At 61.3% G+C, this 23449-nt stretch carries 19 protein-coding genes; 12 read left to right on the top strand and 7 right to left on the bottom strand.

The window, feature by feature from the left end; genetic code table 11:
* The 7 genes from glcF (at position 1) to AC3IUA_RS19615 (ending at position 7314) form a co-directional block, all read left to right on the top strand.
* The gene (glcF, locus tag AC3IUA_RS19585) at positions 1-1218 is read left to right on the top strand and encodes a glycolate oxidase subunit GlcF (RefSeq protein ID WP_489356456.1); all 1218 of its coding nucleotides are present in this window, start codon (positions 1-3) and stop codon (positions 1216-1218) included.
* Positions 1219-1239: 21 nt separating this feature from the next.
* A complete protein-coding gene (locus AC3IUA_RS19590; protein ID WP_489356458.1) occupies positions 1240-1641 on the top strand; it encodes a heme-binding protein in 402 nt (133 codons plus the stop codon).
* Between the two features lie 66 nt (positions 1642-1707).
* Positions 1708-3888, top strand: a complete 2181-nt coding sequence (locus AC3IUA_RS19595) for a malate synthase G (RefSeq protein WP_489356460.1) — start codon at positions 1708-1710, stop codon at positions 3886-3888.
* Between the two features lie 287 nt (positions 3889-4175).
* A complete protein-coding gene (locus tag AC3IUA_RS19600; protein WP_489356461.1) occupies positions 4176-4610 on the top strand; it encodes a thiol-disulfide oxidoreductase DCC family protein in 435 nt (144 codons plus the stop codon).
* Between the two features lie 84 nt (positions 4611-4694).
* Positions 4695-5492, top strand: coding sequence for a hypothetical protein (locus tag AC3IUA_RS19605; RefSeq protein ID WP_489356463.1), 798 nt, complete (start codon positions 4695-4697; stop codon positions 5490-5492).
* Between the two features lie 39 nt (positions 5493-5531).
* Positions 5532-6434 (top strand): aromatic amino acid exporter YddG, encoded by a 903-nt coding sequence (yddG, locus tag AC3IUA_RS19610; RefSeq protein ID WP_489356465.1) that lies wholly within the window; start codon positions 5532-5534, stop codon positions 6432-6434.
* Positions 6435-6732: 298 nt separating this feature from the next.
* Complete coding sequence (locus AC3IUA_RS19615; RefSeq protein ID WP_489356467.1) at positions 6733-7314, top strand: DcrB/PsbP domain-containing protein; 582 nt, start codon at positions 6733-6735, stop codon at positions 7312-7314.
* A 427-nt stretch (positions 7315-7741) separates the two neighbouring features.
* Here the strand turns inward: AC3IUA_RS19615 and AC3IUA_RS19620 are convergent, their stop codons facing one another.
* Positions 7742-8521, bottom strand: coding sequence for an ABC transporter substrate-binding protein (locus AC3IUA_RS19620; RefSeq protein WP_489356469.1), 780 nt, complete (start codon positions 8519-8521; stop codon positions 7742-7744).
* A 165-nt stretch (positions 8522-8686) separates the two neighbouring features.
* Between AC3IUA_RS19620 and AC3IUA_RS19625 the strand changes: the two genes are divergently transcribed.
* Positions 8687-9346 carry a type 1 glutamine amidotransferase gene (locus AC3IUA_RS19625; RefSeq protein ID WP_489356471.1) on the top strand — a complete coding sequence of 220 codons (660 nt, stop codon included), beginning with the start codon at positions 8687-8689 and terminating at the stop codon, positions 9344-9346.
* Positions 9347-9559: 213 nt separating this feature from the next.
* Here AC3IUA_RS19625 and cobF read toward each other — a convergent pair whose 3' ends face one another.
* The 3 genes from cobF to AC3IUA_RS19640 are packed head-to-tail and all read right to left on the bottom strand — an operon-like array spanning position 9560 to position 12041.
* Positions 9560-10321 carry a precorrin-6A synthase (deacetylating) gene (cobF, locus tag AC3IUA_RS19630; RefSeq protein WP_489356473.1) on the bottom strand — a complete coding sequence of 254 codons (762 nt, stop codon included), beginning with the start codon at positions 10319-10321 and terminating at the stop codon, positions 9560-9562.
* Entirely contained in the window at positions 10318-10905 is a 588-nt protein-coding gene (locus tag AC3IUA_RS19635) for a histidine phosphatase family protein (protein ID WP_489356474.1), read from the bottom strand. The genes cobF and AC3IUA_RS19635 overlap by 4 nt, the downstream gene beginning before the upstream one ends.
* A gap of 38 nt (positions 10906-10943) precedes the next feature.
* Positions 10944-12041, bottom strand: coding sequence for a diguanylate cyclase (locus tag AC3IUA_RS19640; RefSeq protein ID WP_489356476.1), 1098 nt, complete (start codon positions 12039-12041; stop codon positions 10944-10946).
* Between the two features lie 216 nt (positions 12042-12257).
* Between AC3IUA_RS19640 and AC3IUA_RS19645 the strand changes: the two genes are divergently transcribed.
* The 3 genes from AC3IUA_RS19645 to hglS all read left to right on the top strand — a co-directional run bounded on the left by AC3IUA_RS19645 (position 12258) and on the right by hglS (position 16334).
* A complete protein-coding gene (locus AC3IUA_RS19645) occupies positions 12258-13709 on the top strand; it encodes a flavin-containing monooxygenase (RefSeq protein WP_489356477.1) in 1452 nt (483 codons plus the stop codon).
* Positions 13710-13731: 22 nt separating this feature from the next.
* Positions 13732-14655: an alpha/beta fold hydrolase gene (locus AC3IUA_RS19650; protein WP_489356479.1), complete on the top strand. Its 924-nt coding sequence runs from the start codon at positions 13732-13734 to the stop codon at positions 14653-14655.
* A gap of 287 nt (positions 14656-14942) precedes the next feature.
* Positions 14943-16334 carry a 2-oxoadipate dioxygenase/decarboxylase HglS gene (gene hglS / locus AC3IUA_RS19655; protein WP_489356481.1) on the top strand — a complete coding sequence of 464 codons (1392 nt, stop codon included), beginning with the start codon at positions 14943-14945 and terminating at the stop codon, positions 16332-16334.
* Between the two features lie 195 nt (positions 16335-16529).
* Here the strand turns inward: hglS and AC3IUA_RS19660 are convergent, their stop codons facing one another.
* Genes AC3IUA_RS19660 through AC3IUA_RS19670 form a run of 3 tightly spaced genes read right to left on the bottom strand, consistent with a single transcriptional unit; the run spans position 16530 to position 20755 of the window.
* Entirely contained in the window at positions 16530-17615 is a 1086-nt protein-coding gene (locus AC3IUA_RS19660) for a lipocalin-like domain-containing protein (protein WP_489356483.1), read from the bottom strand.
* Entirely contained in the window at positions 17605-20085 is a 2481-nt protein-coding gene (locus tag AC3IUA_RS19665; RefSeq protein ID WP_489356485.1) for an FtsX-like permease family protein, read from the bottom strand. The genes AC3IUA_RS19660 and AC3IUA_RS19665 overlap by 11 nt, the downstream gene beginning before the upstream one ends.
* Position 20086: 1 nt before the next feature.
* Complete coding sequence (locus AC3IUA_RS19670; protein ID WP_489356486.1) at positions 20087-20755, bottom strand: ABC transporter ATP-binding protein; 669 nt, start codon at positions 20753-20755, stop codon at positions 20087-20089.
* 300 nt (positions 20756-21055) lie between these two features.
* Here AC3IUA_RS19670 and AC3IUA_RS19675 point away from each other — a divergent pair, with 300 nt between their 5' ends.
* Positions 21056-22957: an acyltransferase family protein gene (locus AC3IUA_RS19675; protein WP_489356487.1), complete on the top strand. Its 1902-nt coding sequence runs from the start codon at positions 21056-21058 to the stop codon at positions 22955-22957.
* Positions 22958-23449: the final 492 nt, after the last annotated feature.

Consider the following 23449-nt stretch of genomic DNA (forward strand, 5'->3'; position numbering starts at 1 on the left):
ATGCAGACCACCTTGAGCGAACAGGCCAAGCGCCTGCCCCGCGCCGAAGAAGCCGAAAGCATTTTGCGCACCTGCGTGCATTGCGGCTTCTGCAATGCCACCTGCCCGACCTATCAACTGCTTGGCGATGAGCTGGATGGCCCACGGGGGCGTATCTACCTGATCAAGCAGGTGCTGGAAGGCCACGAGCCGACCGTGAAAACTCAACTGCACCTGGATCGCTGCCTGTCGTGCCGCAACTGTGAAACCACCTGCCCCTCCGGCGTGGACTACCACAACCTGCTGGACATCGGCCGCGCGGTGGTCGACGCCGCCGTGCCGCGTCCCCTCGGCCAGACTCTGCTGCGCGAGAGCCTGCGGGCAGTGGTGCCGAACCCGGGCCTGTTCAAGTCGTTGATCAAAACCGCAGAGGCCTTTCACCCGCTGTTGCCTGAAGTACTCCAGATCAAGTTGCCGCGCACCGTGCGCCCGGCCAAGCCGCGGCCGACCACCCACCATGCGCGGCAGGTGCTGATGCTTGAAGGTTGCGTGCAACCGAGCCTGTCACCCAACACCAATGCCGCCACGGCGCGAGTCCTCGACCGCCTGGGAATCAGCGTCACGCCCATCAGCCAGGCCGGATGCTGCGGCGCCGTGGACTATCACCTGAACGCGCAAAAGGCCGGACTCGATCGCGCCCGGCGCAACATCGACGCTTGGTGGCCGAGCATCGAAAACGGTGCCGAAGCCATAGTGCAGACGGCCAGCGGTTGTGGGGCCTTCGTCAAGGATTACGGCCATCTGCTGGAGCAGGATCCAGCCTATGCGGCCAAGGCCAAGCGGGTCAGAGCCCTGGCCAAGGATCTGGTGGAGGTGCTGCGTGACGAACCGTTGCAGCAACTCCAGGTCAAGGCGGCAACGCGCATCGCCTTTCATTGCCCTTGTACCCTGCAGCACGCGCAAAAACTCGGCGGCGCAGTGGAAGAACTGCTGACCCGGCTAGGCTTCAACCTAACGCCGGTGCCCGACAGCCATTTGTGCTGCGGCTCGGCGGGCACCTATTCGCTGACCCAGCCGGAGCTATCCCGACAGCTGCGCGACAACAAGCTCAACGCCCTGGAAAGCGGCAAACCCGAGGTGATCGTCACCGCCAACATCGGTTGCCAGACCCACCTCGACGGCGCCGGCCGAACCCCTGTCAGGCACTGGATCGAACTGGTCGAAGATGCCCTGTCTTAATTGAACCCCTGGAGCCCCCCCATGAAAACCAAAGCCGTATTGAGCCAGACCGAAGTCAGTCAGATCCTCGCCGCCGCCCGCAGCGAAGCCCAGAGCAATCAGTGGGCGGTGACCATCGTCATCGTCGACGACGGCGGCCATCCCCTGGCGCTTGAACGTCTTGATGGCTGCGCGGCGATCGGCGCCTACATCGCCACGGAAAAAGCCCGCACTTCGGCCCTCGGCCGGCGTGAATCCAAGGGCTATGAAGACATGGTCAACGGTGGCCGCAGCGCCTTTCTTTCGGCGCCCCTGCTGACCTCGCTGGAAGGCGGCGTGCCGATCATCGTCGATGGCCAGGTGATCGGCGCAGTCGGGGTGTCCGGGGTCAAGGCCGAGCAGGACGCCCAGGTGGCCAAGGCCGGCGCCCAATGCCTGAAATGACCGCCCCTTCGCCAAGCCAACAGCGCCTGTTGCGCTGAATCGACAACCTCTGATGGAGACCCTGTGATGACCGATTTCGTCAACTGCCAGCGCCTTAAGGTAGCGGCTATCCTGCAACGCTTCATTGATGAAGAAGTTCTGCCAGGTACCGGCCTCGACCAGCCAACCTTCTGGAGCGGCTTCGATGCGCTGGTGCATGAACTGGCCCCGCAAAACCGCGCCTTGCTCGCCGAACGCGATCGCCTGCAGAGCGAACTCGACACCTGGCACCGGGCTCATCCGGGACCGATAAGCGACATGCCGGCCTATCGCGGCTTTCTCGGTTCCATTGGCTACTTGCAGCCACAACCGGCGCAGGTGCAGGTCAACACGGCTAATGTCGATAGCGAAATCAGCAGCCAGGCCGGCCCGCAACTGGTGGTCCCGGCAGTGAATGCCCGCTATGCGCTGAACGCAGCCAATGCCCGCTGGGGCTCGCTGTATGACGCGCTGTACGGCACCGATGTACTGTCCAATGAAGGCGGCGCAGCGCCAGGCACGGCTTATAACCCGGTACGCGGGGCGAAAGTCATCGCCTTTGGGCGGGCTTTTCTCGATGAAATCGCGCCCTTGATCACTGGCTCCCACGCCCAGGTGAGCAGCTACCGGATTGAGTCCGGCCAAGTGCAAGCGACCCTGAAAGACGCCAGTAAAACCACGCTGCTACAGCCTGAAAAATATGTCGGCTATCAGGGCCAGGCAGCGCAACCCACAGCCATCCTGCTGAAGAACCATGGCCTGCACGTGGAAATCCAGATCGACCCGGCCAGCACCATCGGCCGTGCCGATAACGCCGGGGTAAAAGACCTGCTGATCGAGGCGGCGCTGTCGACCATCATTGATTGCGAGGACTCGGTCGCCGCGGTCGATGCCGACGACAAAGTTCAGGTATATCGCAACTGGCTGGGCCTGATGAAGGGTGACTTGAAGGAAGACCTGGAAAAGAACGGCAAAACCATCACTCGCCGGCTCAATCCGGATCGACAGTACAGCGCTGCCGATGGCAGCCCGTTGACGCTGCACGGTCGCTCGCTGCTGTTCATTCGTAACGTCGGCCACCTGATGACCAGCCCGGCGATTCTCGACAGCGAAGGCCTGGAGATCCCGGAGGGCATCCTCGACGGTGTGGTCACCAGCCTGATTGCCGTGCATGACCTCAAGCGCCGTGGCAACTCACGCAGCGGCAGTGTCTATATCGTCAAACCGAAGATGCATGGCCCCGCCGAAGTGGCGTTTGCCGAGCAGTTGTTCAGTCGCATAGAAGACCTGCTCAAGCTTGAACGGCACACCCTGAAGATGGGGATCATGGACGAAGAGCGACGCACCAGCATCAACCTCAAGGCCTGTATCGCCGCCGCCTCGTCGCGGGTGGCCTTTATCAATACCGGTTTTCTCGACCGCACCGGTGACGAGCTGCATAGCGCCATGGAAGCCGGCGCCATGTTGCGCAAGGGCGACATGAAGAACAGCGCCTGGATCCAGGCCTATGAACGCAACAATGTGCTGGTGGGTTTGAACTGCGGCCTGCGCGGCCGTGCGCAGATCGGCAAAGGCATGTGGGCGATGCCCGACCGGATGGCCGACATGCTCGAACAGAAAATCGCCCACCCCAAGGCCGGGGCCAACACCGCCTGGGTGCCGTCGCCCACGGCGGCCACCCTGCACGCGTTGCACTATCACAAGGTCGATGTCCGCGCGGTTCAGGAAGAGCTGGAACAGGTTGATCTGGCCGACGTCAGCGAAGAGATTCTCGACGGCTTGCTAAGCGTTCCGGTGGCCACTTCGCGCCAATGGTCAGCCGAGGAAATTCGCCAGGAAGTCGAGAACAATGCCCAGGGCCTGCTCGGCTACGTGGTGCGCTGGGTCGAGCAAGGTATCGGCTGCTCGAAAGTGCCGGACATTCATGATGTCGGGCTGATGGAAGATCGCGCGACCCTGCGCATTTCCAGCCAGCACATCGCCAACTGGCTGCGGCATGGGGTGATCGACCAGACACAGACCCTGGAGATCCTGCAACGCATGGCCCGGGTGGTCGATCAGCAGAATGCCGGGGATCCGCTCTACCGACCCATGGCCGCCGATTTCGATGGATCACTGGCGTTTCAAGCCGCCTGTGCGCTGGTGTTCCAGGGGAGAGAGCAACCCAATGGCTACACCGAGCCGTTGCTGCACAAGTTCCGGGCGGCGTTCAAGGGCGCTCGGCTCTGAGACAGTTGAGCATCAAGCACCGCTAAAAGATCGCAGCCTGCGGCAGCTCCTACAGGTATTGCTTACACGCGGGTGTACTCGGTCGGCGTAGGAGCTGCCGCAGGCTGCGATCTTTTGCCGATCTGACATGCACCAAAAATCGAGTCATCGTTCATCGCGAGCCTGCTCGCGATGAGGGCCTCACAGGCAACACAACGCCAGACTCGAGTATGCTGTGGCGATGCCACTACCCTGGATGTGCAAGACCGGCCATGAAGTCTGACGCTCAATCTCCATCAAGGCACCGGATGATCAGCACCCCGCCCCATCTGCAACCTGGCGACCGCGTCGTGTTGTTCGATGGTGTCTGCAAGTTGTGCAACGGCTCGGCGCGATTCCTGATCCGGCATGACCGCCACAGGAAGATCAAGCTGGCGTCCATGCAATCCGTCGAAGGACAAGCGCTGCTGGCCTGGTTCTGCTTGCCAAGCGAGCGCTTCGAGAGCATGGCCTTCATCGAAAACAATCAACTGTATGTGCGCTCGGAGGCGTTTGTGCGGGTCATGAAGTATCTGCCCCAGCCCTGGCCGTTGCTGACGGTGATCAGCGTCATTCCCGAAGCAATCAGGGATTGGTGCTACGACCGCATCGCGCAGAATCGCTACCGGCTGTTCGGTCGCTACCCGGTCTGCCAGTTGCCCAGCCCGGATCATAAAGGACGGTTCCTGGATGATCAGAACTGAACCGGTCTCCAACGGACCGAGCGTAATCCACATACTCCCTCCGCCGAGCAGGCTTTGCGGCCTATCAACCTCAGGTGTTGTTCAGTGCTGATTCTCAAATTGTTGGTGGTTCCCGGGTTTTTATTGCTGGTCTCCCTGGCCGGTAGACGCTGGGGGCCTGGCGTTGGCGGATGGCTGGCGGGGTTCCCGGTGGTCGTCGGGCCGATTCTGTTTTTCCTCGCCGTCGAACAAGGTCAAGTGTTCGCCGCCCAGGCCTCGATTGCGGCACTTTTGGCGGTGTTTGCGATGATCGCGTTCAGCATCGTCTACGCCCAGGTCGCGCAAAGGCTGGCGTGGCCCTGGGCATTGATGATCGCCGTGGCGGTCTGGGCCGTGGCCGCGGCGGCGCTTTCGTGGCTCCCCAGCTCCATCGTGCTTTCGATCCTCTTTGCAGCCATCGCGCTGCTCGCTGCGCCACACTTGTTTCCTGCTGTACAACCGCTGGCGGCTGCGCCCGCGCCCAAGTCGGACAAACTCCTCTATCGCATGCTCGCCGGCGCGCTGCTGACACTGGCGGTGACCACGCTGGCGAGCACCGTGGGTGAGCGCTGGAGCGGGTTTCTCGCGGTGTTCCCGGTACTCGGCAGCGTACTGGCGGTGTTCTCCCATCAAAGCCGTGGCCCGGCGTTTACCGCCGCGTTGCTCAGAGCCACGGCCACCGGTTTGTATTCGTTCGCGGTGTTTTGCCTGGTGCTGGCACTGGCTTTGCCGACGTTCGGATTGTGGGCCTTTGTATTGGCCGTCGCGGTTTCGTTGCTGGTGCTGGCTGGCAGCAAGCGCCGGGTAACCCGCCATTCGAAGAGCGCCTACACCGCAGCGACTGGCCGACAGCCAAGACCTTGACGCATGATGCCTGCAACACTCGCCAATGGAGAGGCGCGCATGACTGAATTGAGCCAGGTTTCCACCCCCGGCAAAACCGCAAACTCCGCCACTGCCATTGGCGTGATCGCGGTATTTCTCTGGTCCTGTCTGGCACTGCTGACGACCCTCACGGCGGGCATTCCGCCTTTCGAACTACTGGCCTTGAGCTTTGCCGTGGCGTTCGTCGCCAGCCTGGTGATTCTCGGTCGTCGCGGCGTCAGCGGTTTTCGCAGCTGGCGTCAGCCGTGGGCGGTATGGATCACCGGGTTCGTCGGTATCTTCGCTTATCACGCGCTGTATTTTTTTGCCTTGAAAGCCGCGCCTGCCGCTGAAGCCAGCCTGATCGCCTACCTGTGGCCGCTGCTGATCGTACTGTTCTCGACCTTTTCCAGCGGTGAGCGCTTGAGGAAACGGCAACTGCTGGGAGCCTTGCTGGGGCTGGCCGGCACCGCCTTCATCATGCAACTGCGCACCGCGGGCGAGGTGGCCGCCACGCCTATTGCCGGCTATCTGGCCGCCTTCGCCTGCGCTCTGGTGTGGGCGACCTATTCGGTGCTCAATCGACGCTTCAGCGAAGTGCCGAGCAGTATCATCGGCGGGATCTGCGGGCTGGTGGCGGTGGCCGGACTGGTCTGTCACCTGGCGTTCGAAACTACAGTGCGCCCCGACTTCAACCAGTGGGCGGCGATCATCGGCCTGGGTCTGGGGCCGGTTGGCCTGGCCTTTTTTGCCTGGGATCATGCGACCAAACACGGCAGCCTGGCGATGCTCGGCGCCCTCTCCTACCTGGCCCCGCTGATCTCGACCCTGCTGCTGATCGCAATCGGGCAAACCCATGCCAGCCCGATCCTGATCCTCCCCGCGCTGCTGATTATTCTCGGCGCGGTGATCGCAACTGTGCAGCGGCGAACCCACACTTAGAAGAAACCTTGGAATAACGTTCGAAGTTTTCGCATGACCAGACCGAAAACCTTGCACGAAATCGGCGTCGACACCTTCAAGGGCGATCAATCCGGGTGCATGAACTGCAGGACGACCCCAATACCCTGGTGCTGTACGAAACCTCGAACTGCGGAGTTTCTCGACGTCATCAAAAGCTATCCGGTGCGGCGCGAGGTGTAGCCAGCGCAAAACCTGCCTTTCGGAAGGTCAGACTGGAGTGATTCACCACGACCATGGGATGATCGCGTCCCTCGCGCGATCACCCTGGAGAATTTGAATGTCATTGTTTGGGAAAAAAGCCGTTGCCTTGGTCTTGGCAGCGATTACCAGCTTCGGCGCCATGAGCGTTCATGCAGCCACCCAACCAGCGGCAACTACCTCGACCGCGCAAGAAATCTTCGCCCTGGGCGGCAAGTTCGTCTTCAACCTGCCTCAGGGCTTTGAGGCCGAACCGTTGCCCCCTGGCGACTCGGCGAGCGGCACGGCGGGTGCGATGGGCACCTGGTACATCAACCCAACCAGTAAGACCGTGGTCATGGTCGCCGAAAACCTGCGCACCGACGGTGTGCAGATCAAAAACAACGACAGCCAGTTCCTCGACAGCGCGGTTGAAAGTTTCCTGCAGAAACAAGACACGACCTTGCCCGACTTCAAGAAAACCGCCGAAAAGAAACTGACCATCAAAGGCCTGGGCTTGCGTCAGGTCGACAGCACCGCGACCATGGGCGGCGGCAAGACCCTGGGTACAACATTATTGGCCGGCTCAGGCATTCGCATCCTGGTGATCCAGATTATCTCCCGTGCCGATAACCCCGCCGGGCATGCGTCATTGGTTCGGCAGATTACCGGCGGGAAATAATCCGACGCGCTTTCTGCGTGAATCAGGGTTGGTCTGCTCCAGGTACTGCAGCGGCAGATCGTTTTGCAGCGCGGTTTGCGCCTGCGTGGCGGTAGACGTCAACAGCAGCGCCATGGCCGCAGGAGCTGCCGCAGGCTGCGATTTTTTTGGGGGCGCCGCAAAAGACAGGATCAAAAGATCGCAGCCTGCGGCAGCTCCTACAAAGGGATTGTGTGCACCCAGCCCATTGCGGGTGTACCCGGTCGGCGCGTAGGAGCTGCCGCAGGCTGCGATCTTTTCGGGGGCGCCGCAAAGACAGGATCAAAAGATCGCAGCCTGCGGCAGCTCCTACAGAGGGATTGTGTGCATCCACCCCGTTGCGGGTGTACCCGGTCGGAAAAAAGGTGGCAGCCGCGCTAACGGTTGCCACCTTTTTTGAACGGGGAGATTACTCGCCGTACACGTCGAACTTGAAGTACTTGTCTTGCACTTGCTTGTATTTGCCGTTGGCGCGGATTTCGGTGATGGCGGTGTTGAATTTCTCCGCCAGCTCTTTATCGCCTTTGCGCACGGCGATGCCGGCACCGCCGCCGAAGTATTTCGGATCGTTGGATTCCGGGCCAACGAAAGCGAAGCCTTTACCAGCGTCGGTTTTCAGGAAACCGTCGTCGAGGTTGACCGCGTCGGCCAGCAGCGCATCGAGACGGCCGGAGACCATGTCCAGGTTGGCTTCCTGCTGAGAGCCATAGCGCACCAGGGTAACACCCGCCGGCTGCAGCACTTCAGTGGCAAAACGGTCATGGGTACTGGCGCGCAGCACGCCGACTTTCTTGCCCTTGAGCTCGGTCAGCGGGTCCTTGATATCGGTGCCGACCTTCATCACGAAGCGTGCCGGGGTGTGGTAGTACTTGATGGTGAAATCGACGTTCTTCTTGCGGTCGTCGGTGATGGTCATGGACGACAGGATCGCGTCGATTTTCTTGACCTTGAGCGCCGGGATCAGGCCATCGAACTCTTGCTCGACCCAGGTGCACTTGGCTTTCATCTGTTCGCACAGCGCATCGCCGATGTCCACGTCGAAACCGGTGAGTTTACCGTCGGGAGTTTTCATCGAAAATGGCGGGTAGCCGGCTTCTATACCGATGCGGATCGGTTTGGCATCGTCGGCCACGGCGGACAGGGACAATACGGACAGTGCCAGGGCACCGAACATTGCTAACTTCTTCATCTGTAGCTCCTGATGCGGAGATTCTTGTTTGGCAGATAATTCGATTGGCAGAAATCGAAGTGACCGGCAGTCTAGAGAGGCGCAACAGTAGCCAATTGTGTCGATGCGACATTTAATTGTAAAAAAAATCACGATCATGTCACAGACTGAAACAGAGGAATCGCAGTGTCGAACCATCCGACTTCGCTGAACCTGATCCAGCACCATCCTGCCGAAGGACCGGGCGCCATCGCCCACTGGGCCAGGACACGGGGGGTGAGCCTGACGGTCTTTCGCGCCGACCTTGGCGAACTGCCGCCCATCGGCAGCCTGCCGGTGATCATTCTGGGCGGGCCGTACGAAGCCAATGCCGGGCCGGATTGGCTGGCAGAGGAACGTCGCTGGTTGGCCGCCTGCCTGGCCCAGGGCGCGCCGGTGTTTGCGATCTGCCTGGGTGCGCAATTACTGGCGCGGGCGCTTGGCGGGGATGTGCGGCGTATGGCCGAGACCGAGACCGGCTGGACCGAGGTGACCTTTGCCGATGGCCGTTTGTTGAAGGTGCTGGAATGGCATGAGGATGCGATCGACCTGCCACCAGACGCGCGGCTGCTGGCCAGTAGTGCCCGGTGTGAGCAGCAGATGTACTCGGTCGGCCCGACACGGGTGGGTTTGCAGTTTCATCCGGAGTGGAACGCTGAGTCAGTGGCGCAACTCAATGCCCACTTTGCCGAGGAATCCCCCCTGCCCCGGGATCAGGATGACAGCGTCGCCCATGGGCAAGTCTTTGACTGGCTGCAAGGAACGCTGGATGGGTGGTGGGCGACGGTTCAAAGGGTTGCCGGTTAATTAGCTGCTATGCGGCGCGACCGCACCCACCCACGAGGTCGCGGATGTACGAAAATCCTGTAGGAGCTGCCGCAGGCTGCGATCTATTGATCTTCGGCGGTCCTGAAAATCGCTTTTCCGGCTATCAACATTCACAGCCGATAACAGCACTCACCGGGTGCGAGCCTGCTCGCGATGAGGCCAGGACAGACAACATGGCTTTCTGCTCGGCGCTCACTCCCCAGGCTTTCTCAACAAATAGGTATCCATTATCCAGCCATTGGCCAGCCTCGCCGCTTTGCGCACCCGTTCGATCTCGTCGGCCACGTCCTTGAGCTTGCCGGCGATCAGGATTTCATCCGGCGTGCCCAGGTAAGCCCCCCAGTAGATATCCAGGTCCTGGTCGGCCACCTGCTGGTAGGCATCCTCGGCATCGAGCATCACCACCAGGCTGTCGGCATCGCTGACCAGCCCCGCCGCGAGCCTGCGCCCGGTGGTGATTTCGACCGATCGACCGATGTTGTTCAATGGCACTTTATGTTGCGCCGCCAGCGCCTGGACGCTGGTGATGCCGGGAATGACCTCGAACTCGAAGCTGCAGCGACCGCCTGCAAGGATCGCCTGCAGAATGCGGATGGTGCTGTCGTACAACGCCGGGTCGCCCCACACCAGAAACGCCGCGCATTCGTCGTCGGCCATTTCATCGTTGATCAGCCGCTCGAAGGTCTGCTGCTTGTCGCGGTTCAGATCATGCACGCTCGCGGTGTAGTCCACCTCGCCACGCACACGCTCGGGGCTGAGGGCCTCGACGAAACGGTAGTCGCGCCCGGTGATATAGCGTTCGCAGATCTCATGCCGCAGGTCGGTGAGTTTGTCCTTGCTGCGGCCTTTGTCCATGATAAAAAACACGTCGACCCGATTCAGCGCGTTGACCGCCTGCAGGGTGATGTATTCAGGGTTACCGGCACCGATGCCGATGATCAGGATTTTCTTCATGAGGTCATCATCTCCGTGTCTGAGCGGTGTTCCTGCAGGCGCAGGCGCCAGCGTCCGTTGAAGCGCAATTCGGTGCTCGACAACGGCTCGACATCGATCACATTGAAGGCCGCGGGCGGGCACTGCATGACGTGCATGATCGCTGCACGAATAACGAATGGATGAGTGATCGCCAGGAAATGCCCCGCAGTACTGCGCAACGTCTCCAGCCATTCGGCCACCCGCGCGCGGAGTTGTTCGACCGACTCGCCGCCGTGGGGTGCGCAGCTGCTGTCGCTCAACCAGTCCTGAAGTGCCTCGGGCTCATGTTTTTGCAGATCGTCGATGCGCAGGCCCTGCCAACGGCCCATGGCGCAATCCGCCAGCGCGGGGACAATCTGCATCTGCGCACCGAACAGTTCGGCGGTTTGCCTGGCCCTGGCCTCCGGAGCACAGAGCAGTTGCGGCGGACGCTTGAAGGCGCCGGCGCGCGAGCCCCGCGCCGCTTGCCAATCCATTTCGAGCGACTCATCGAGGGCAAAACGCGCCAGCTTCTGGGCGTCGGTGCGGGCGTGACAGATCAGGGTCAAGCGGGTGGCTTGCACGGTGAATCACTCAGGTTATGGCAATCGCTGGGTTTGTATCATGTTTGGAGGAAAGCTTCAGAGGGTTCGCCAAACTCTGTGAGCTGATTCAGTGCCCCATCAGCCCGACAAATGACCCGATTGCGGCCGGTGGTTTTAGCTTCGTATAACGCCTGGTCGGCGTCATTGAGCCACTGGGTTGCTTCAGTGTATCGGGGGTCATAGGCGGCCAGGCCGATGCTCAGGCTGACCTTGAGCGCCGGGTTTTGCTCATAGCCCAGGCAGGCGAAGCGATCCCGCAGAGCGTCCATGACCTGAGCCGCGCTGGCCAGTGGCACGTCCGGCAGGATCACGCAGAATTCGTCGCCGCCGTAGCGCCCGGCCATATCACTGGAGCGCAGGTTTTGCTTGAGGGTTTTGCTCAACTGACGCAGCACGCTATCGCCGGCGACGTGGCCGTAGGTGTCGTTGATGGTTTTGAAGTGATCGATGTCAATCAGCGCGATGGCCCCGCCCTGCTGCTGGCGCTGGCAACGCTGGAACTCGATTTCCAGTTGATCCTTCCAGGTGCCATGGTTCAGCAGACCGGTCAGGCTGTCGGTGCGACTGAGGGCCAACAGCTCACGTTTGTGCCGACCCAGGGTGTGGGCCTGGCGGAAACAGATCCAGCCCAATGCCAGCGGATACAGCGTCAATAGTGGCAGGCAGGCATACAGCTGCAGAGGGCTGGTTTGCGGGATGAAGGCCGGTGCGAAAATCAGCAGACCGGCACCGATCCCCAACAGTTGAGCGACGGATCCTGCGAGCAGAAAGCGCATGCCGCCGATCGCCACATTATTCATTGCCATCATCGACAGCGTGATTGCCGAGGGCAAGGGATTGAAGTGCATGGCGGCAACCCAGAAACCGCCAAGAAACGAGTCGATCAGCAGATTGCGCTGTTCGGCGTGGTAAGGCACTTTCGAGCGGCGCGCCCATAGATACACCAGATGCGGCCAGAGCAGGCCGTTGAAGGCCATGAACCCCCAGACCCAGGGCGCAGGATCAAGCGGGTACATCGCCACCCCCACGCAAAGGAGCCCCAGGGTCAGGCCCAACGTCCGTGAGGTGTACAGCCTCCTGGCCAGTGAAAGTCCCTTTCCTCCTGTGTATTGCATAGGGGCCACAGCTCCTCTGGTACTGCTGAACGAGACGCCGGTTCTTGCTTGCGGGTTTGCTGGGAGTCTATCAGGGCAGCGGCAAATAGCCATCACCGGTCAGCGCCTGGAAAGCGCCTCCCTCGCGGGTCCTCTGGCGAATGCTTGACTATAAATGACAGTGGGCGAAACGCGACGTCAGTGGTCGTCCGGGTAAGAAAACACGAGAGGGCGCGCATGCACACCTATCAGGTACTGATCATCGGCAGCGGTTTTGGTGGCCAATGCGCGGCGGTCAATTTGCTCAAGGAAGGCATCAGCGACTTCCGTCTGTTGGAGCGGCGCGACTTTTTCGGCGGCACCTGGTGCCAGAACACCTACCCGGGCGCGGCGGTCGATGTGCCGTCACCCTTGTATTCGCTGTCGTTCGCCTCCTATCCATGGACCCGGATGTTCGCCGAGCAGGACGAGCTGCACCGCTACACCCAGCAGGTGGTGGAGCAGTACGCGCTGCGCGACAAAGTCGAGCTGGAAGCAAACGTCGAACGGGTGCAATGGGACGATGCACTCCAGCGTTGGGCCGTACAGACCTCGAGGGGGAGCTTCTACTCACAGTTCATCATCAATGCCTCGGGCCCGCTGAGCCAGCCGGTGATTCCGCACTTCGAAGGCCAGGAGCGCTTCAAGGGCAAGAGCTTTCACAGTAACCAGTGGGATCATCAATTCGACTACCGCAACAAACGAGTTGCCGTGATCGGCAGCGGTGCCAGCGCGGCGCAGATCATCCCGGCCATCGCCCCGCAGGTCGGGCACCTGCATGTGTTCCAGCGCACTGCGCACTGGGTATTGCCACGGCCGGACCACACCTTCAGCCGCTTCGAGCGCTGGTTGCTGGGGATCAAACCGGTCTACAAGCTGTTGCGCTGGCTGATCTACTGGCTGCTCGAGACGCGGGTGATTGCCTTCAAGTACTCGAGACCGGCGATCCACCTGGTGCAGTTGCAAGCCTTGCGGTTGCTCAAGCGTCAGGTGAGCGACGTCGAACTGCGCCGCAAGTTGACGCCCGACTACACCCTCGGCTGCAAGCGGGTGCTGCTATCGAGCACGCTGTATCCGGCGCTGTGCCGCGCCAACGTGACGCTGCACAGCCGCGAGCAAGGCATCGCGTCGATCGACGAAAGCGGGATCCTCACCCATGACCATCAGCATATCGAGCTCGACCTGATTATCTGGTCGACCGGCTATGACGCCACCGACGGAGTGATTTCCTATCCGGTCCAGGGCAAGGGCGGCACGCTGCTCAAGGATGTCTGGCAGCAGTACCCGCGCGCTTACCTGGGCACCAGCATTCCGCAGTTTCCCAACCTGTTCATCGTCACCGGCCCCAACACCGGTATTGGCCACACCTCGGCGCTGTTCATTATCGAATCGCAGATGAACTACATCCTCAGCTGCATCCGCACCCTGAAGCAACAAGGTCTGCGGACCATTGAAGTGCGCAAGGACGCTGAAGACGCCTACACCCAAATGATTCATCGCGAGATGGAAAGAACCGTGTGGAAATCCGGTGGCTGCCACAGCTGGTATCAGAGCAGGAGTGGTCACGTCATTGCGATATTTCCGGGGTTCAGCTTCACCTACCATCGGCTGACGCGCACGCTCAAGCCTGCCGATCACATCCTGTCCTGAACACGCTTGGGGAAAGCTCCCAATGTTAATGATCCTGGTACTTGCCGCGGCCTTCATCCTCTTGGGCTGGTGGACCTGGCCGCGTCTCGGCCAGCTGCTGTATGACCTGAGCATGGCCCTGGAGGCGCGGCTCTATCACCTGCGAAAAGTGCCGGTGCCGATCGCGGAAATGACCCTGAGTACCTATCAGGGAGGCCGGCCCAAGGCGCCAACGCTGCTGATGCTCCACGGCTACAGCGCCGACAAAAGCGTCTGGCTGCGTTTTTCCCGGCACCTCGTCGATGATTACCGGGTCATCATCCCCGACCTGGCGGGCCACGGTGAAACCGGCTTTCGGCACCGTGGCAGTTACGACATACCCTCCCAGGCCCAACGGCTGATCCAGTTGCTGGATGCCTGCGCGGTCGAGAAAGTCCATGTGATCGGTAATTCCATGGGCGGCTACATCGCCGCCTGGCTCGCAGCGACTTACCCCGAGCGCGTTGCATCGCTGGCACTGATCGACCCGGCGGGTGTCGCCTCGCCGCTGCCCAGTGACATGGAAAGGTTGCTTGCCCAGGGTAATAACCCGTTTCTGATCCATTCACGCGCCGACTTCGATCAGTTCTACGCCATGACCATGGCTTCGCCACCCTGGGTTCCCGACATAGTGCTGGCGGCACTGGCCGGGCGTTATCAGCGCAGGCGCGATGAACTGGCGGAGATCTTCCAGGACTTCCATGGCAGTGAACCGCTCGAGGCCCGGCTGGCAGATATCCAGGCACCCACCCTGCTGTTGTGGGGGCGCCTGGATCGGCTGATTCACGTCAGCAGCGCGCAAGTCTGGGCCGAGGGCATTGCCCGGATTCACGTGGAGCTGTGGGATGGCATCGGGCATATGCCAATGCTCGAACGCCCGGCCAGGACTGCGCAGCTGTATCGAGAGTTTCTGGAGGGGCAGGCCTGATGCGATCTTGTGGCGAGGGGGCTTGCCCCCGCTGGGCAGCGAAGCGGCCCTGACATCGGTAACCGCATTGTGTCAGGTAGAACTCATCAGCCGGTTCTACGACTGCTGCGCAGCCGAACGGGGGCAAGCCCCCTCGCCACAGGGAGTCTCCACATACCAGGAGAGCAGTCATTTGCAGAATGAAGTTCGGAAGAAACTTCGTTTGTCAGTATCCCCTGCCCCGAACAGAATCGGGCAACGAAAAACCACCGTTGAACCCACGATTTCATTGCCCGGGAATTTTCTCTATGAACATTCAGCGCTTTGTCAGCCCTGACCTGATCCGCCAACGCTTTTCGCGGGCGATGTCGGACATGTACCGCGAAGAGGTGCCGCTGTATGGCGCGCTGATGGAGCTGGTGGCGCAAACCAACGCCCAAGTGCTGCGCGATGACCGCCGCGTTGCGCAACAGCTGCGCAGCACCGGGGAAATCGAACGCCTGGACCTTGAGCGCCATGGCGCGATCCGCATCGGCACCGCCGAGGAACTGGCAACCATCAGCCGCTTGTTCGCGGTAATGGGCATGCAGCCGGTCGGCTATTACGACCTGACACCCGCCGGGGTGCCGGTACACTCCACCGCCTTTCGCGCAGTGCATGAAGCTTCGCTGCAGGTCAGTCCGTTCCGGGTGTTCACTTCGTTGCTGCGCCTGGAACTGATCGAAAACCCCGAGCTGCGCGAGTTTGCCCAGTCGGTCCTGGCCAAACGCTCGATCTTCACTCCGGCCGCGCTGGCTTTGATCGACAAAGCCGAAAGCCAGGGCGGGCTTGACGAACAAGACGCCAAGGCATTCGTCGAGCAGGCGCTGGAGACCTTTCGCTGGCACCACAGCGCAACCGTCACGGCCGAGCAGTATCGACAGTTGAGCGCGCAGCACCGGCTGGTTGCCGATGTAGTGGCCTTCAAAGGGCCGCACATCAATCACCTGACCCCGCGCACCCTAGACATCGATCGGGTCCAGGCGCAAATGCCCGGGCATGGCATTACCCCCAAAGCCGTGATCGAAGGCCCGCCGCGCCGTGAGTGCCCGATCCTGCTGCGCCAGACCAGCTTCAAGGCCCTTGAAGAACCCATCGCCTTTCCCGGCCAGGGCAGCGACAGCCACAGTGCCCGCTTCGGCGAAATAGAACAACGCGGCGCCGCCCTGACTCCGACGGGTCGGGCGCTGTACGACCGCTTGCTGAATGCCGCTCGCGATGAGTTGAAGGATTTCCCCAACGAAGAAAATGCCCAGCGCTACGACGCACTGCTGCGAGCCCACTTCGTTGAATTCCCGGACTCCTGGGCCGGCCTGCGTGAACAGGAGCTGGCCTACTTCCGCTACTTCGTCACCGAACAGGGTCTCGCCGCGAGTGGCGATCTGTCGGCTTCAGAGACGCTGGAGGGATTGCTCAGCCGAAACTGCATTCGCTTCGAGCCGCTGGTCTACGAGGACTTCTTGCCGGTCAGTGCGGCGGGCATCTTCCAGTCCAACCTGGGTGACGATGGGCAAAGCCACTACGCCAGCCAATCGAACCGGCAGGAATTCGAAAAGGCCCTGGGCCGTTCGACCATCAACGAACTGGCGCTGTATGCCGAGACTCAACGGCGCTCGATTCTGGAATGCTGCGCGGCACTCGATCTGCCGCCACTGGTGTGAGGAGAGTTCGCCCAGCGCGCTGGCCTGGCAATCCATGCACCGGTAAAGAGCCACTACACTGGGCGAACAGGGTTATTTTAATTGAACGTACACAATAAGTCCGCTCAGAAATTTTGAATAAATCCGAATAAATCCGGACACAATATTTCCGGTCTGAACTCTCCAGTGTGAACATTCAGAGCAGCCCGCAGCGATTCAATACCCGGTCATTTCCAGATAACCGCTGCCGGCGTGACTGCCACTCAACTGCACCGGGCCTTCCCAATAAGCAATCCGCAGCGCCATCCAGGCCTGGGGATTGAGCGCCTGCGCGGTGATGTCCAGGCCTTTGCCGGGAATCCTGATCGACCAGCGGGTCGGCATCTGGCGCCCCGCCACCGCAGTGGAGTCCAGCGGTGTGAGGCTGATGTCGCCCCTGGACAGGGGCTCGGTGCGGCCATCGGCAGCGATCCAGGTCCCGGTCAGGTACGCGCTGCCATCCTTTTCGCGCACCCGAAACAGCATCACCTGTTCAGCGTTATCCAGGTGCAGGGAAAACCAGTCCCAGCCGGTTTGATCGGCGGTCAATGGCTGGCTGCTCCACTCGCGGTCGAGCCAGGCCGGACCGCTGACCTGCCAGGTCCGGCCATCGATCTCAAGGCTGCCCTGCGCCTGGAAAAACGGCTGGCTGTAGTAATACGACGCCTGGCCGCGTTCGGATTTCTGGCTGTAACCCTGCTCGCCTTGCAGCACCAAAGGCTTATTAGAGGTCAGCCGTAGTTGATAGCTGAAGCCTTGCCCGCGGGCGTGCAGCTGCATATCGGCCAAAGGGTTTGCAGGATCTGACTGGCTGCTGAAACTCCAGTCATCGATCCAGGCGCTGAACGGTGCGCCAGTGACTCCGGCCTGCCCCACTCCGCCGCGGGCGTAACGTTCAGCTGCGGAGTGCCGAGTGGCCGAGGTCACTGCGGCGTGGCCGAGCCAGACGGTCTGGCTGCCCCAGCCGGGTTGCTCGGGCCCGGCATTCAGTGCGTTGCGAAACAAGGTCCATTGCACCCCAAACTCGCGGCCCTGAGCATCCTTGAGGTTGGCGGTGATGTACCACCACTCGATGCGAAAACCGTCGTGAGGCCCGTGATCGGCGGGAAAGCTGAAGGTTCTGCCGGGAATCACCGGGGTGAACTCAGCGGCCTCGCTGCCCAGCCCGGCAAAACTTTCGGGATTTTTCGGCGCATCATCGCAACCACTCAGTTGCCCCAGCAACACCAGCAGCACGCCCAGCCGCAGCCACTTAATCGTCATGGGCAAAGGTCCTGAGCAGATCGGCTGGCCGGCTGCGGTAGAGTTTGAACAATGGCCAGGCCGACGCCAGCAAGGTCGCCAGCAACGCCAGAGCGGTCAACTGCAACAGCTGCAGCGGGAAGATCCGCAACGGCAGCCGCCAGCCAAAGGCCTGGACATTGATCACCGAGTTCAGGCACCACGCCAGCAGGATTCCCAACGGCAATGCCAGCAGCAAGGTCAGCACCGCCAACAGCCAGGTCTGGCCCAGATTGAGCACCATCAGTTGGCGCCGGGTCACCCCCAATGCCCATAACGGCGCCAGTTGCCCGAGACGACTCTGGCTCTGGGTCAGCAGGCTGATGAACAGCGCGACACCAGCCACCCCCAGGGTCAGGCTGTTGAGCGCCGCGGTGGCGGTAAAAGTGCGTTCGAACACTTGAATGGACCAGCCCTTGAGTTGCGCCTGATCGACGATGCGGTTGTCGTCCAGGGCAAAGCGCGCTTGCAGGGCTTGCACCAGGGGCGTCACGGACGCGGGGTCGATGCGCAGGTTGAAACGACTCGGCGCCAGCTGCGGCCAATAACGTTGCAGGTGCCCGACATTGACCAGCAAATGCCCTTTCGGGTTGCCATAGTCAGCATAGATCCCGACGATGCGCGGCGACCACTGACCTTGCGGCGTGGGAATCGCCAGTTGATCGCCCAATCGCATCTTCAGACGACGGGCCAGTTGTTCGCTGAGCATCAGCGTGTCTTCGTCGACCAAGCGCTCCCAGGGAGCGTCCCCCTGCGCCTGCAGCAACGGCCAGTGCTGGCGATAGTTGGGGTGATCGATAATGCCATACACCTCGGCTGGCCAGCCTTGCAACTGGATCGACACCTGCCAGCTGGGCAATAGCGCAGAGACCAGCGGTTGTTCGCTTAACCAGACTTGAAGCTCACGAGACTGAGTCGGATTGACTGGATTGATATACAACTCGGCAGTCAGGCGTTGTTCGAGCCAGTCGCCGAAGGTCTGGCGAAAGCCGGCGGTCATGCTGCCGGCACCGATATTGGCGGCCAGTGCCAGCAACAGCGCCATCAACGCCAGACTCAAGGCCGGCAATTGCTGACGGCAGTCGGCGATAAACCACTGCCCCAACACCGAGCGACTGCGCCTGAGCACCAGGTTCAGCAGACCATCGAGCAGCACCGGCAAGCTCAGTGCCGCTGCCAGCAACAGGCCGGCCATCAGCACAAAACCACTGCTCAAACTGTCGCCCAACAACCAGGCCAACAGCCCCACCGCAGCAGCAATGGCCGCCACCCAACCCTGGCGCCGCAACCAGCGGGCATGAGCCTGGTGCCAGGCTTGCGGGTTGGCCAGCGCGAGCAACGGCAGGCGTGCCGCACGCACCAGGCTGTTGGCGCCAGCCAGCAACGCGCCCAGCAGACTCAAGCCCACACCACTGAGCCACCAGAGCGGGCCGAGGCTCAACTGCCCTGCCACTTCGGCGCCGTACAGCCCTCGCAGGCTGGCGGCTACGTCGGGCAACAACACCGCGGCCAGCCAATACCCACTGACCACCCCGGCAATCCCGCCCAGCAATGCCAAGCCACCCAGCTCAACGCTCAGGCTGAAGATCAACATGCGCGCACTGACTCCGCAGGCTCGCAGGGTTCTCAGCAGACCACGGCGTTGCTCCAGGGCCAGGCCGATGGCGGCATGCACGATAAACAGGCCGACCACGAACGCCAGAAAGCCCAAGGCATCGAGGTTCAGGTGAAAGCTTTCGGTCAGGCGCGCCAGGTTGTTTTCTTCACCGCTGCGTTTGAGCACTAACTGCCCGGCAAACGCTTCAGGCAACCGCGGCTGGGTCGCCGCGAAATCCTTGGGCAGCAGCAGCCGCGAGAGCTGGTGTGGCATCCCCAGCAGCTGTTGCGCGAAGCCGATATCCACCAGCAACACACCCGGCGCCATGTCGACCTGGCTGTGCAGCGGCGGCAGACGTTGGCCATTCACCGTAAAGGGTTGGTCGCCCTCGCGATACCCCAGGGCCTGCAAGGTTTGCGGGGCGATCCAGGTACTGCCGGGCGGGCTGATGAAGTCGACCATCCGCGCCAGCTCCAGCGCCTGTCCGGCCACTGCCGACCCGGCCGGAAGCGACAGCGGTTCGATGCCGATCAATTGCAGACGCTGATCTTCCCGGCCCTTGAGGTACAGCCGGGCTTGCAGCAGCGGCGACACCGGCCAACCGGCACGCCGCAGGCTGATGAACAAGGATTGCGCGAAGGTCGCGCCATTCGGTGCCGCGAGGCTGGCCTGGGGTTCGCCGCCAATCAACTGGCTGGCCCGCGCGTAACTTTCGCGTGCCTGACTGTTCAGCGCTTGCACTCCGGTCAACAGGCTGGTGGCCAGCCAGAGTCCGGTCAGCACACTGAAAAACTGCACCGGATGCTGCCGCCAATGGCTGAGCAAGGCTCGCAACGTGCCCTGAATAACCCGCACCTCAGCCCCCGCCTGCGCCGACCAGACGCCCGTTATGCAACACCACTCTTTGTGCCAGGCGGGCCGCGACCCGCGGGCTGTGGGTGACCACCAGCAAGCTGGTGGGGCTGTCGACCAGCAACTCCAGGAGCAACTGCAGCACTTGATCGCTGGTGCTTTCATCAAGGCTGCCGGTGGGTTCATCGGCCAGCAGCAAACCGGGACGCGACGCCAGCGCACGTCCCAGCGCCACCCGTTGCTGCTGGCCGCCCGAGAGTTGTTCGGGATAACGCTTGAGCACATCGCCGAGCCCCAGCCGCTCCACCAGTTGCGCCTGCCAGACCGGCTCAAGGCGCCCGGCCAGGCGTGCCTGAAAGGCCAGGTTGTCTTCGACCCGCAGGCTGCTGATCAGGTTGTACTGCTGGAACACCAGGCCTACTTCGATACGCCGCCAGTTGGCCAGCTGCGCTTCACTCATCCGCTCCAGCGAGTGCCCGCCCATGCGGATGCTGCCGCCATCCACCTTGTCCAGCCCGGCGATCAGGTGCAGCAAGGTGCTCTTGCCACTGCCCGACTCCCCCATCAGTGCCAGGCTGCTGCCCTGTTGCAACTGCAAGTCGACTCCCTGCAATACCGCCAGCGGGCCTTGCGGAGTCGAATAGCTCTTGAACACGCCTTGCACCTGGAGCATGGGAACACTCGATTGAACGAAGCTGAAGCCAAGAATAGCGGTTGTGGCCGAGCGAAGTGTCGCTATGGCCTCCCGGGTCCCACAGGTTGTGCGTCGATCTCACATTAGATTTTCTTGACCTCTACATTAAGCCTGTGCGGCCTATACACAGTTTTATTTTTGCCCTTTGATTGCTTAAGGACATTTTCCAGCTACAAATGACAAAGTGGTGAGGCGAGATGTGGGGGTCCAGTGTCGTGACGTTGATTGTCATGATCCGGACGTCGAGGAATGACGCGAATTCCAGGGATGATCAGGCACATGGCTCAAAACAAGTACCGTTCCGATATCGACGGGCTACGAGCGGTGGCGGTGATTGCAGTCTTCGTCAATCACCTGAACAACAGCCTGTTGCCGGGTGGCTTCATTGGCGTCGATATCTTCTTCGTCATTTCCGGGTTCCTGATCACCTCACAGGTTTTTTCCGAGGTGAAGCGCAACGCCTTCTCGCTGAAGGGCTTTTATCAGCGGCGCATCAACCGCATTGTTCCCGCCCTGGTGGCGGTGCTCCTGGCCAGTGTGATCGCCGGAGCCTTCATCCTTTCCCCGGCCGACCTGATGCGACTCAACGCCAGCGCACTGTTCTCATTGCTCGGCGTCTCGAACATCTACATCTGGATGAAGTACGGCAACTACTTCGCCGGGGATGCCAGTGAAGCACCCTTGTTGCATACCTGGTCGCTGGGCATTGAAGAGCAGTTCTACGTGATCTGGCCGTTGTTCATCTTGCTGCTGTATCGCTGGGCACCACGCTATATGTTGCCTTTACTGGTCGTGGGCGTTGTGGCCGCCATCGGCGTATCGGAATACGCGACAGGGGTGTTTGCCACCGCGTCCTACTACCTGCTGCCCATGCGATTTTTCGAACTGATGCTGGGCGGGGTGCTGGGCATTTACCTGCAACAGCCACGCGTCATCGGCAAGTTGGCAGCCTATGGTTATGCCTTGCTGGGCTCGCTGCTGATCGGGATAGCGCTCTTTGCCTTGAGCGAAGGCGCGCCCTTTCCCGGAATCAATGCCCTGGTACCGTGCCTGGGCGCCGCCTTGCTGATCCTGGCCGGCAGTGGCGACGTCCGTTTACCTTTACTGACCAGCCGGCCGATGGTGTTTATCGGCTTGATCTCCTACTCGCTCTACCTGGTGCACTGGCCGCTGATTGCCTACCTGAACTATCTGGATATCCGCATCAATCTGCCGATGGCGCTGTTGGTGGTGCTGGCATCGATACTCATGGCCTGGTTGTCGTGGCGTTTTGTCGAAGTGCCCTTTCGCCGCTCCGGGGCGCCATTGCGCTTTTCGCAGGTGTTTACCCGGCGCTTTGCCCTGCCGGCCCTGGCATTGGCCTTGCTGGCAGGATTGAGCCAGCAGTGGGATGGATTCCCGAAACGCTTCAGCCCGGAAGTTTCGACACTTGAGGCGATGACCCTGAACAAACCCAGTGAGGCGCGCAGCGGTTGCCATGTAGCCAATGCGCTGTACCGTACCGACCCGAATGTCGAATGCCGTCTGGGGGCGACAAAAGAGAGGCTCGACGGCATCATGATCGGCGATTCGTTTGCCAATCACTTTACCGGCATGGTGGACATCCTGGCCCGGCCCGACGGCATCACGCTCATGGATTACACCCTGGACTCCTGCCCACCGATTCTCGGCTATAGCTGGGGGATGCCAGCGGTGTATGCCGCCCATTGTGCGATACGCAACGAACGGGTGTTCAACCTGATCGAGCAGAATAAATACCCTTATGTGGTGTTGGCGGGGAGTTGGCCCAAGGATGAAGCGGCAGAAAGCATCGTCGAAGCGAGCCTCAAGCGCGTGGTGGAAAACAGCGGTCAGGTCATCGTCATCCTCAGCAATCAGTACATTAAAGACGCAGCCACCTGCCCTATCCGCCGGTTAATGTTCGGTCGCGAGCGCGAGTGCTCGACCACCCGGATTGCCAATCCACTTTACTGGGCGCAATTGCGCGAGAAATTCCCGCAGGTGCGCTTCATCGATCCCAACGAGGTGATTTGCCCGGAACAACTCTGCAGCCCGATCATCCAGGGCAATCTGCTGTACCTGGATAACGGGCACTTGAATGAAACCGGATCGCGCTTCATCGGCCGCACATTATTGGATAAAGGCTACTCGTTGTTGCGCGATCCTGCGGCGAGATCCTGACTGGGGGAGCAGATTTGCGTCCCAACCATCGCAGGTGTACCCGGTCGGCGCGCGTAGGAGCTGCCGCAGGCTGCGATCTTTTTGGGGGCGCCGCAAAGGCAAGATCAAAAGATCGCAGCCTGCGGCAGCTCCTACGGGGGATTGTGTGCACCCGGCCCATGGCGGGTGTACCCGGTCGGCGCGTAGGAGCTGCCGCCAGGCTGCGATCTTTTCAGGGGGCGCCGCCAATGCAGGATCAAAAGATCGCAGCCTGCGGCAGCTCCTACCCGGGGGATTGTGTGCACCCGGCCCATGGCGGGTGTACCCGGTCGGCGCGTAGGAGCTGCCGCAGGCTGCGATCTTTTTAGGGGCGCCGTCAATGCAAGATCAAAAGATCGCAGCCTGCGGCAGCTCCTACAGGGGTTTGTGTGCATCCAGCCCATGGCGGGTGTACCCGGTCGGCGCGTAGGAGCTGCCGCAGGCTGCGATCTTTTCGGGGGCGCCGAAAAGGCA

It is taken from the genome of Pseudomonas sp. KH_050 (assembly GCF_057838875.1).

Excerpts from the sequence above, each read along its gene's own strand:
- glcF (WP_489356456.1), top strand. The coding sequence starts at position 1 with ATGCAGACCACCTTGAGCGAACAGGCCAAGCGCCTGCCCCGCGCCGAA.
- AC3IUA_RS19590 (WP_489356458.1), top strand. The coding sequence starts at position 1,240 with ATGAAAACCAAAGCCGTATTGAGCCAGACCGAAGTCAGTCAGATCCTC.
- AC3IUA_RS19595 (WP_489356460.1), top strand. The coding sequence starts at position 1,708 with ATGACCGATTTCGTCAACTGCCAGCGCCTTAAGGTAGCGGCTATCCTG.
- AC3IUA_RS19600 (WP_489356461.1), top strand. The coding sequence starts at position 4,176 with ATGATCAGCACCCCGCCCCATCTGCAACCTGGCGACCGCGTCGTGTTG.
- yddG (WP_489356465.1), top strand. The coding sequence starts at position 5,532 with ATGACTGAATTGAGCCAGGTTTCCACCCCCGGCAAAACCGCAAACTCC.
- AC3IUA_RS19615 (WP_489356467.1), top strand. The coding sequence starts at position 6,733 with ATGTCATTGTTTGGGAAAAAAGCCGTTGCCTTGGTCTTGGCAGCGATT.
- AC3IUA_RS19620 (WP_489356469.1), bottom strand. The coding sequence starts at position 8,521 with ATGAAGAAGTTAGCAATGTTCGGTGCCCTGGCACTGTCCGTATTGTCC.
- cobF (WP_489356473.1), bottom strand. The coding sequence starts at position 10,321 with ATGAAGAAAATCCTGATCATCGGCATCGGTGCCGGTAACCCTGAATAC.
- AC3IUA_RS19640 (WP_489356476.1), bottom strand. The coding sequence starts at position 12,041 with ATGCAATACACAGGAGGAAAGGGACTTTCACTGGCCAGGAGGCTGTAC.
- AC3IUA_RS19645 (WP_489356477.1), top strand. The coding sequence starts at position 12,258 with ATGCACACCTATCAGGTACTGATCATCGGCAGCGGTTTTGGTGGCCAA.
- AC3IUA_RS19650 (WP_489356479.1), top strand. The coding sequence starts at position 13,732 with ATGTTAATGATCCTGGTACTTGCCGCGGCCTTCATCCTCTTGGGCTGG.
- hglS (WP_489356481.1), top strand. The coding sequence starts at position 14,943 with ATGAACATTCAGCGCTTTGTCAGCCCTGACCTGATCCGCCAACGCTTT.
- AC3IUA_RS19660 (WP_489356483.1), bottom strand. The coding sequence starts at position 17,615 with ATGACGATTAAGTGGCTGCGGCTGGGCGTGCTGCTGGTGTTGCTGGGG.
- AC3IUA_RS19670 (WP_489356486.1), bottom strand. The coding sequence starts at position 20,755 with ATGCTCCAGGTGCAAGGCGTGTTCAAGAGCTATTCGACTCCGCAAGGC.
- AC3IUA_RS19675 (WP_489356487.1), top strand. The coding sequence starts at position 21,056 with ATGGCTCAAAACAAGTACCGTTCCGATATCGACGGGCTACGAGCGGTG.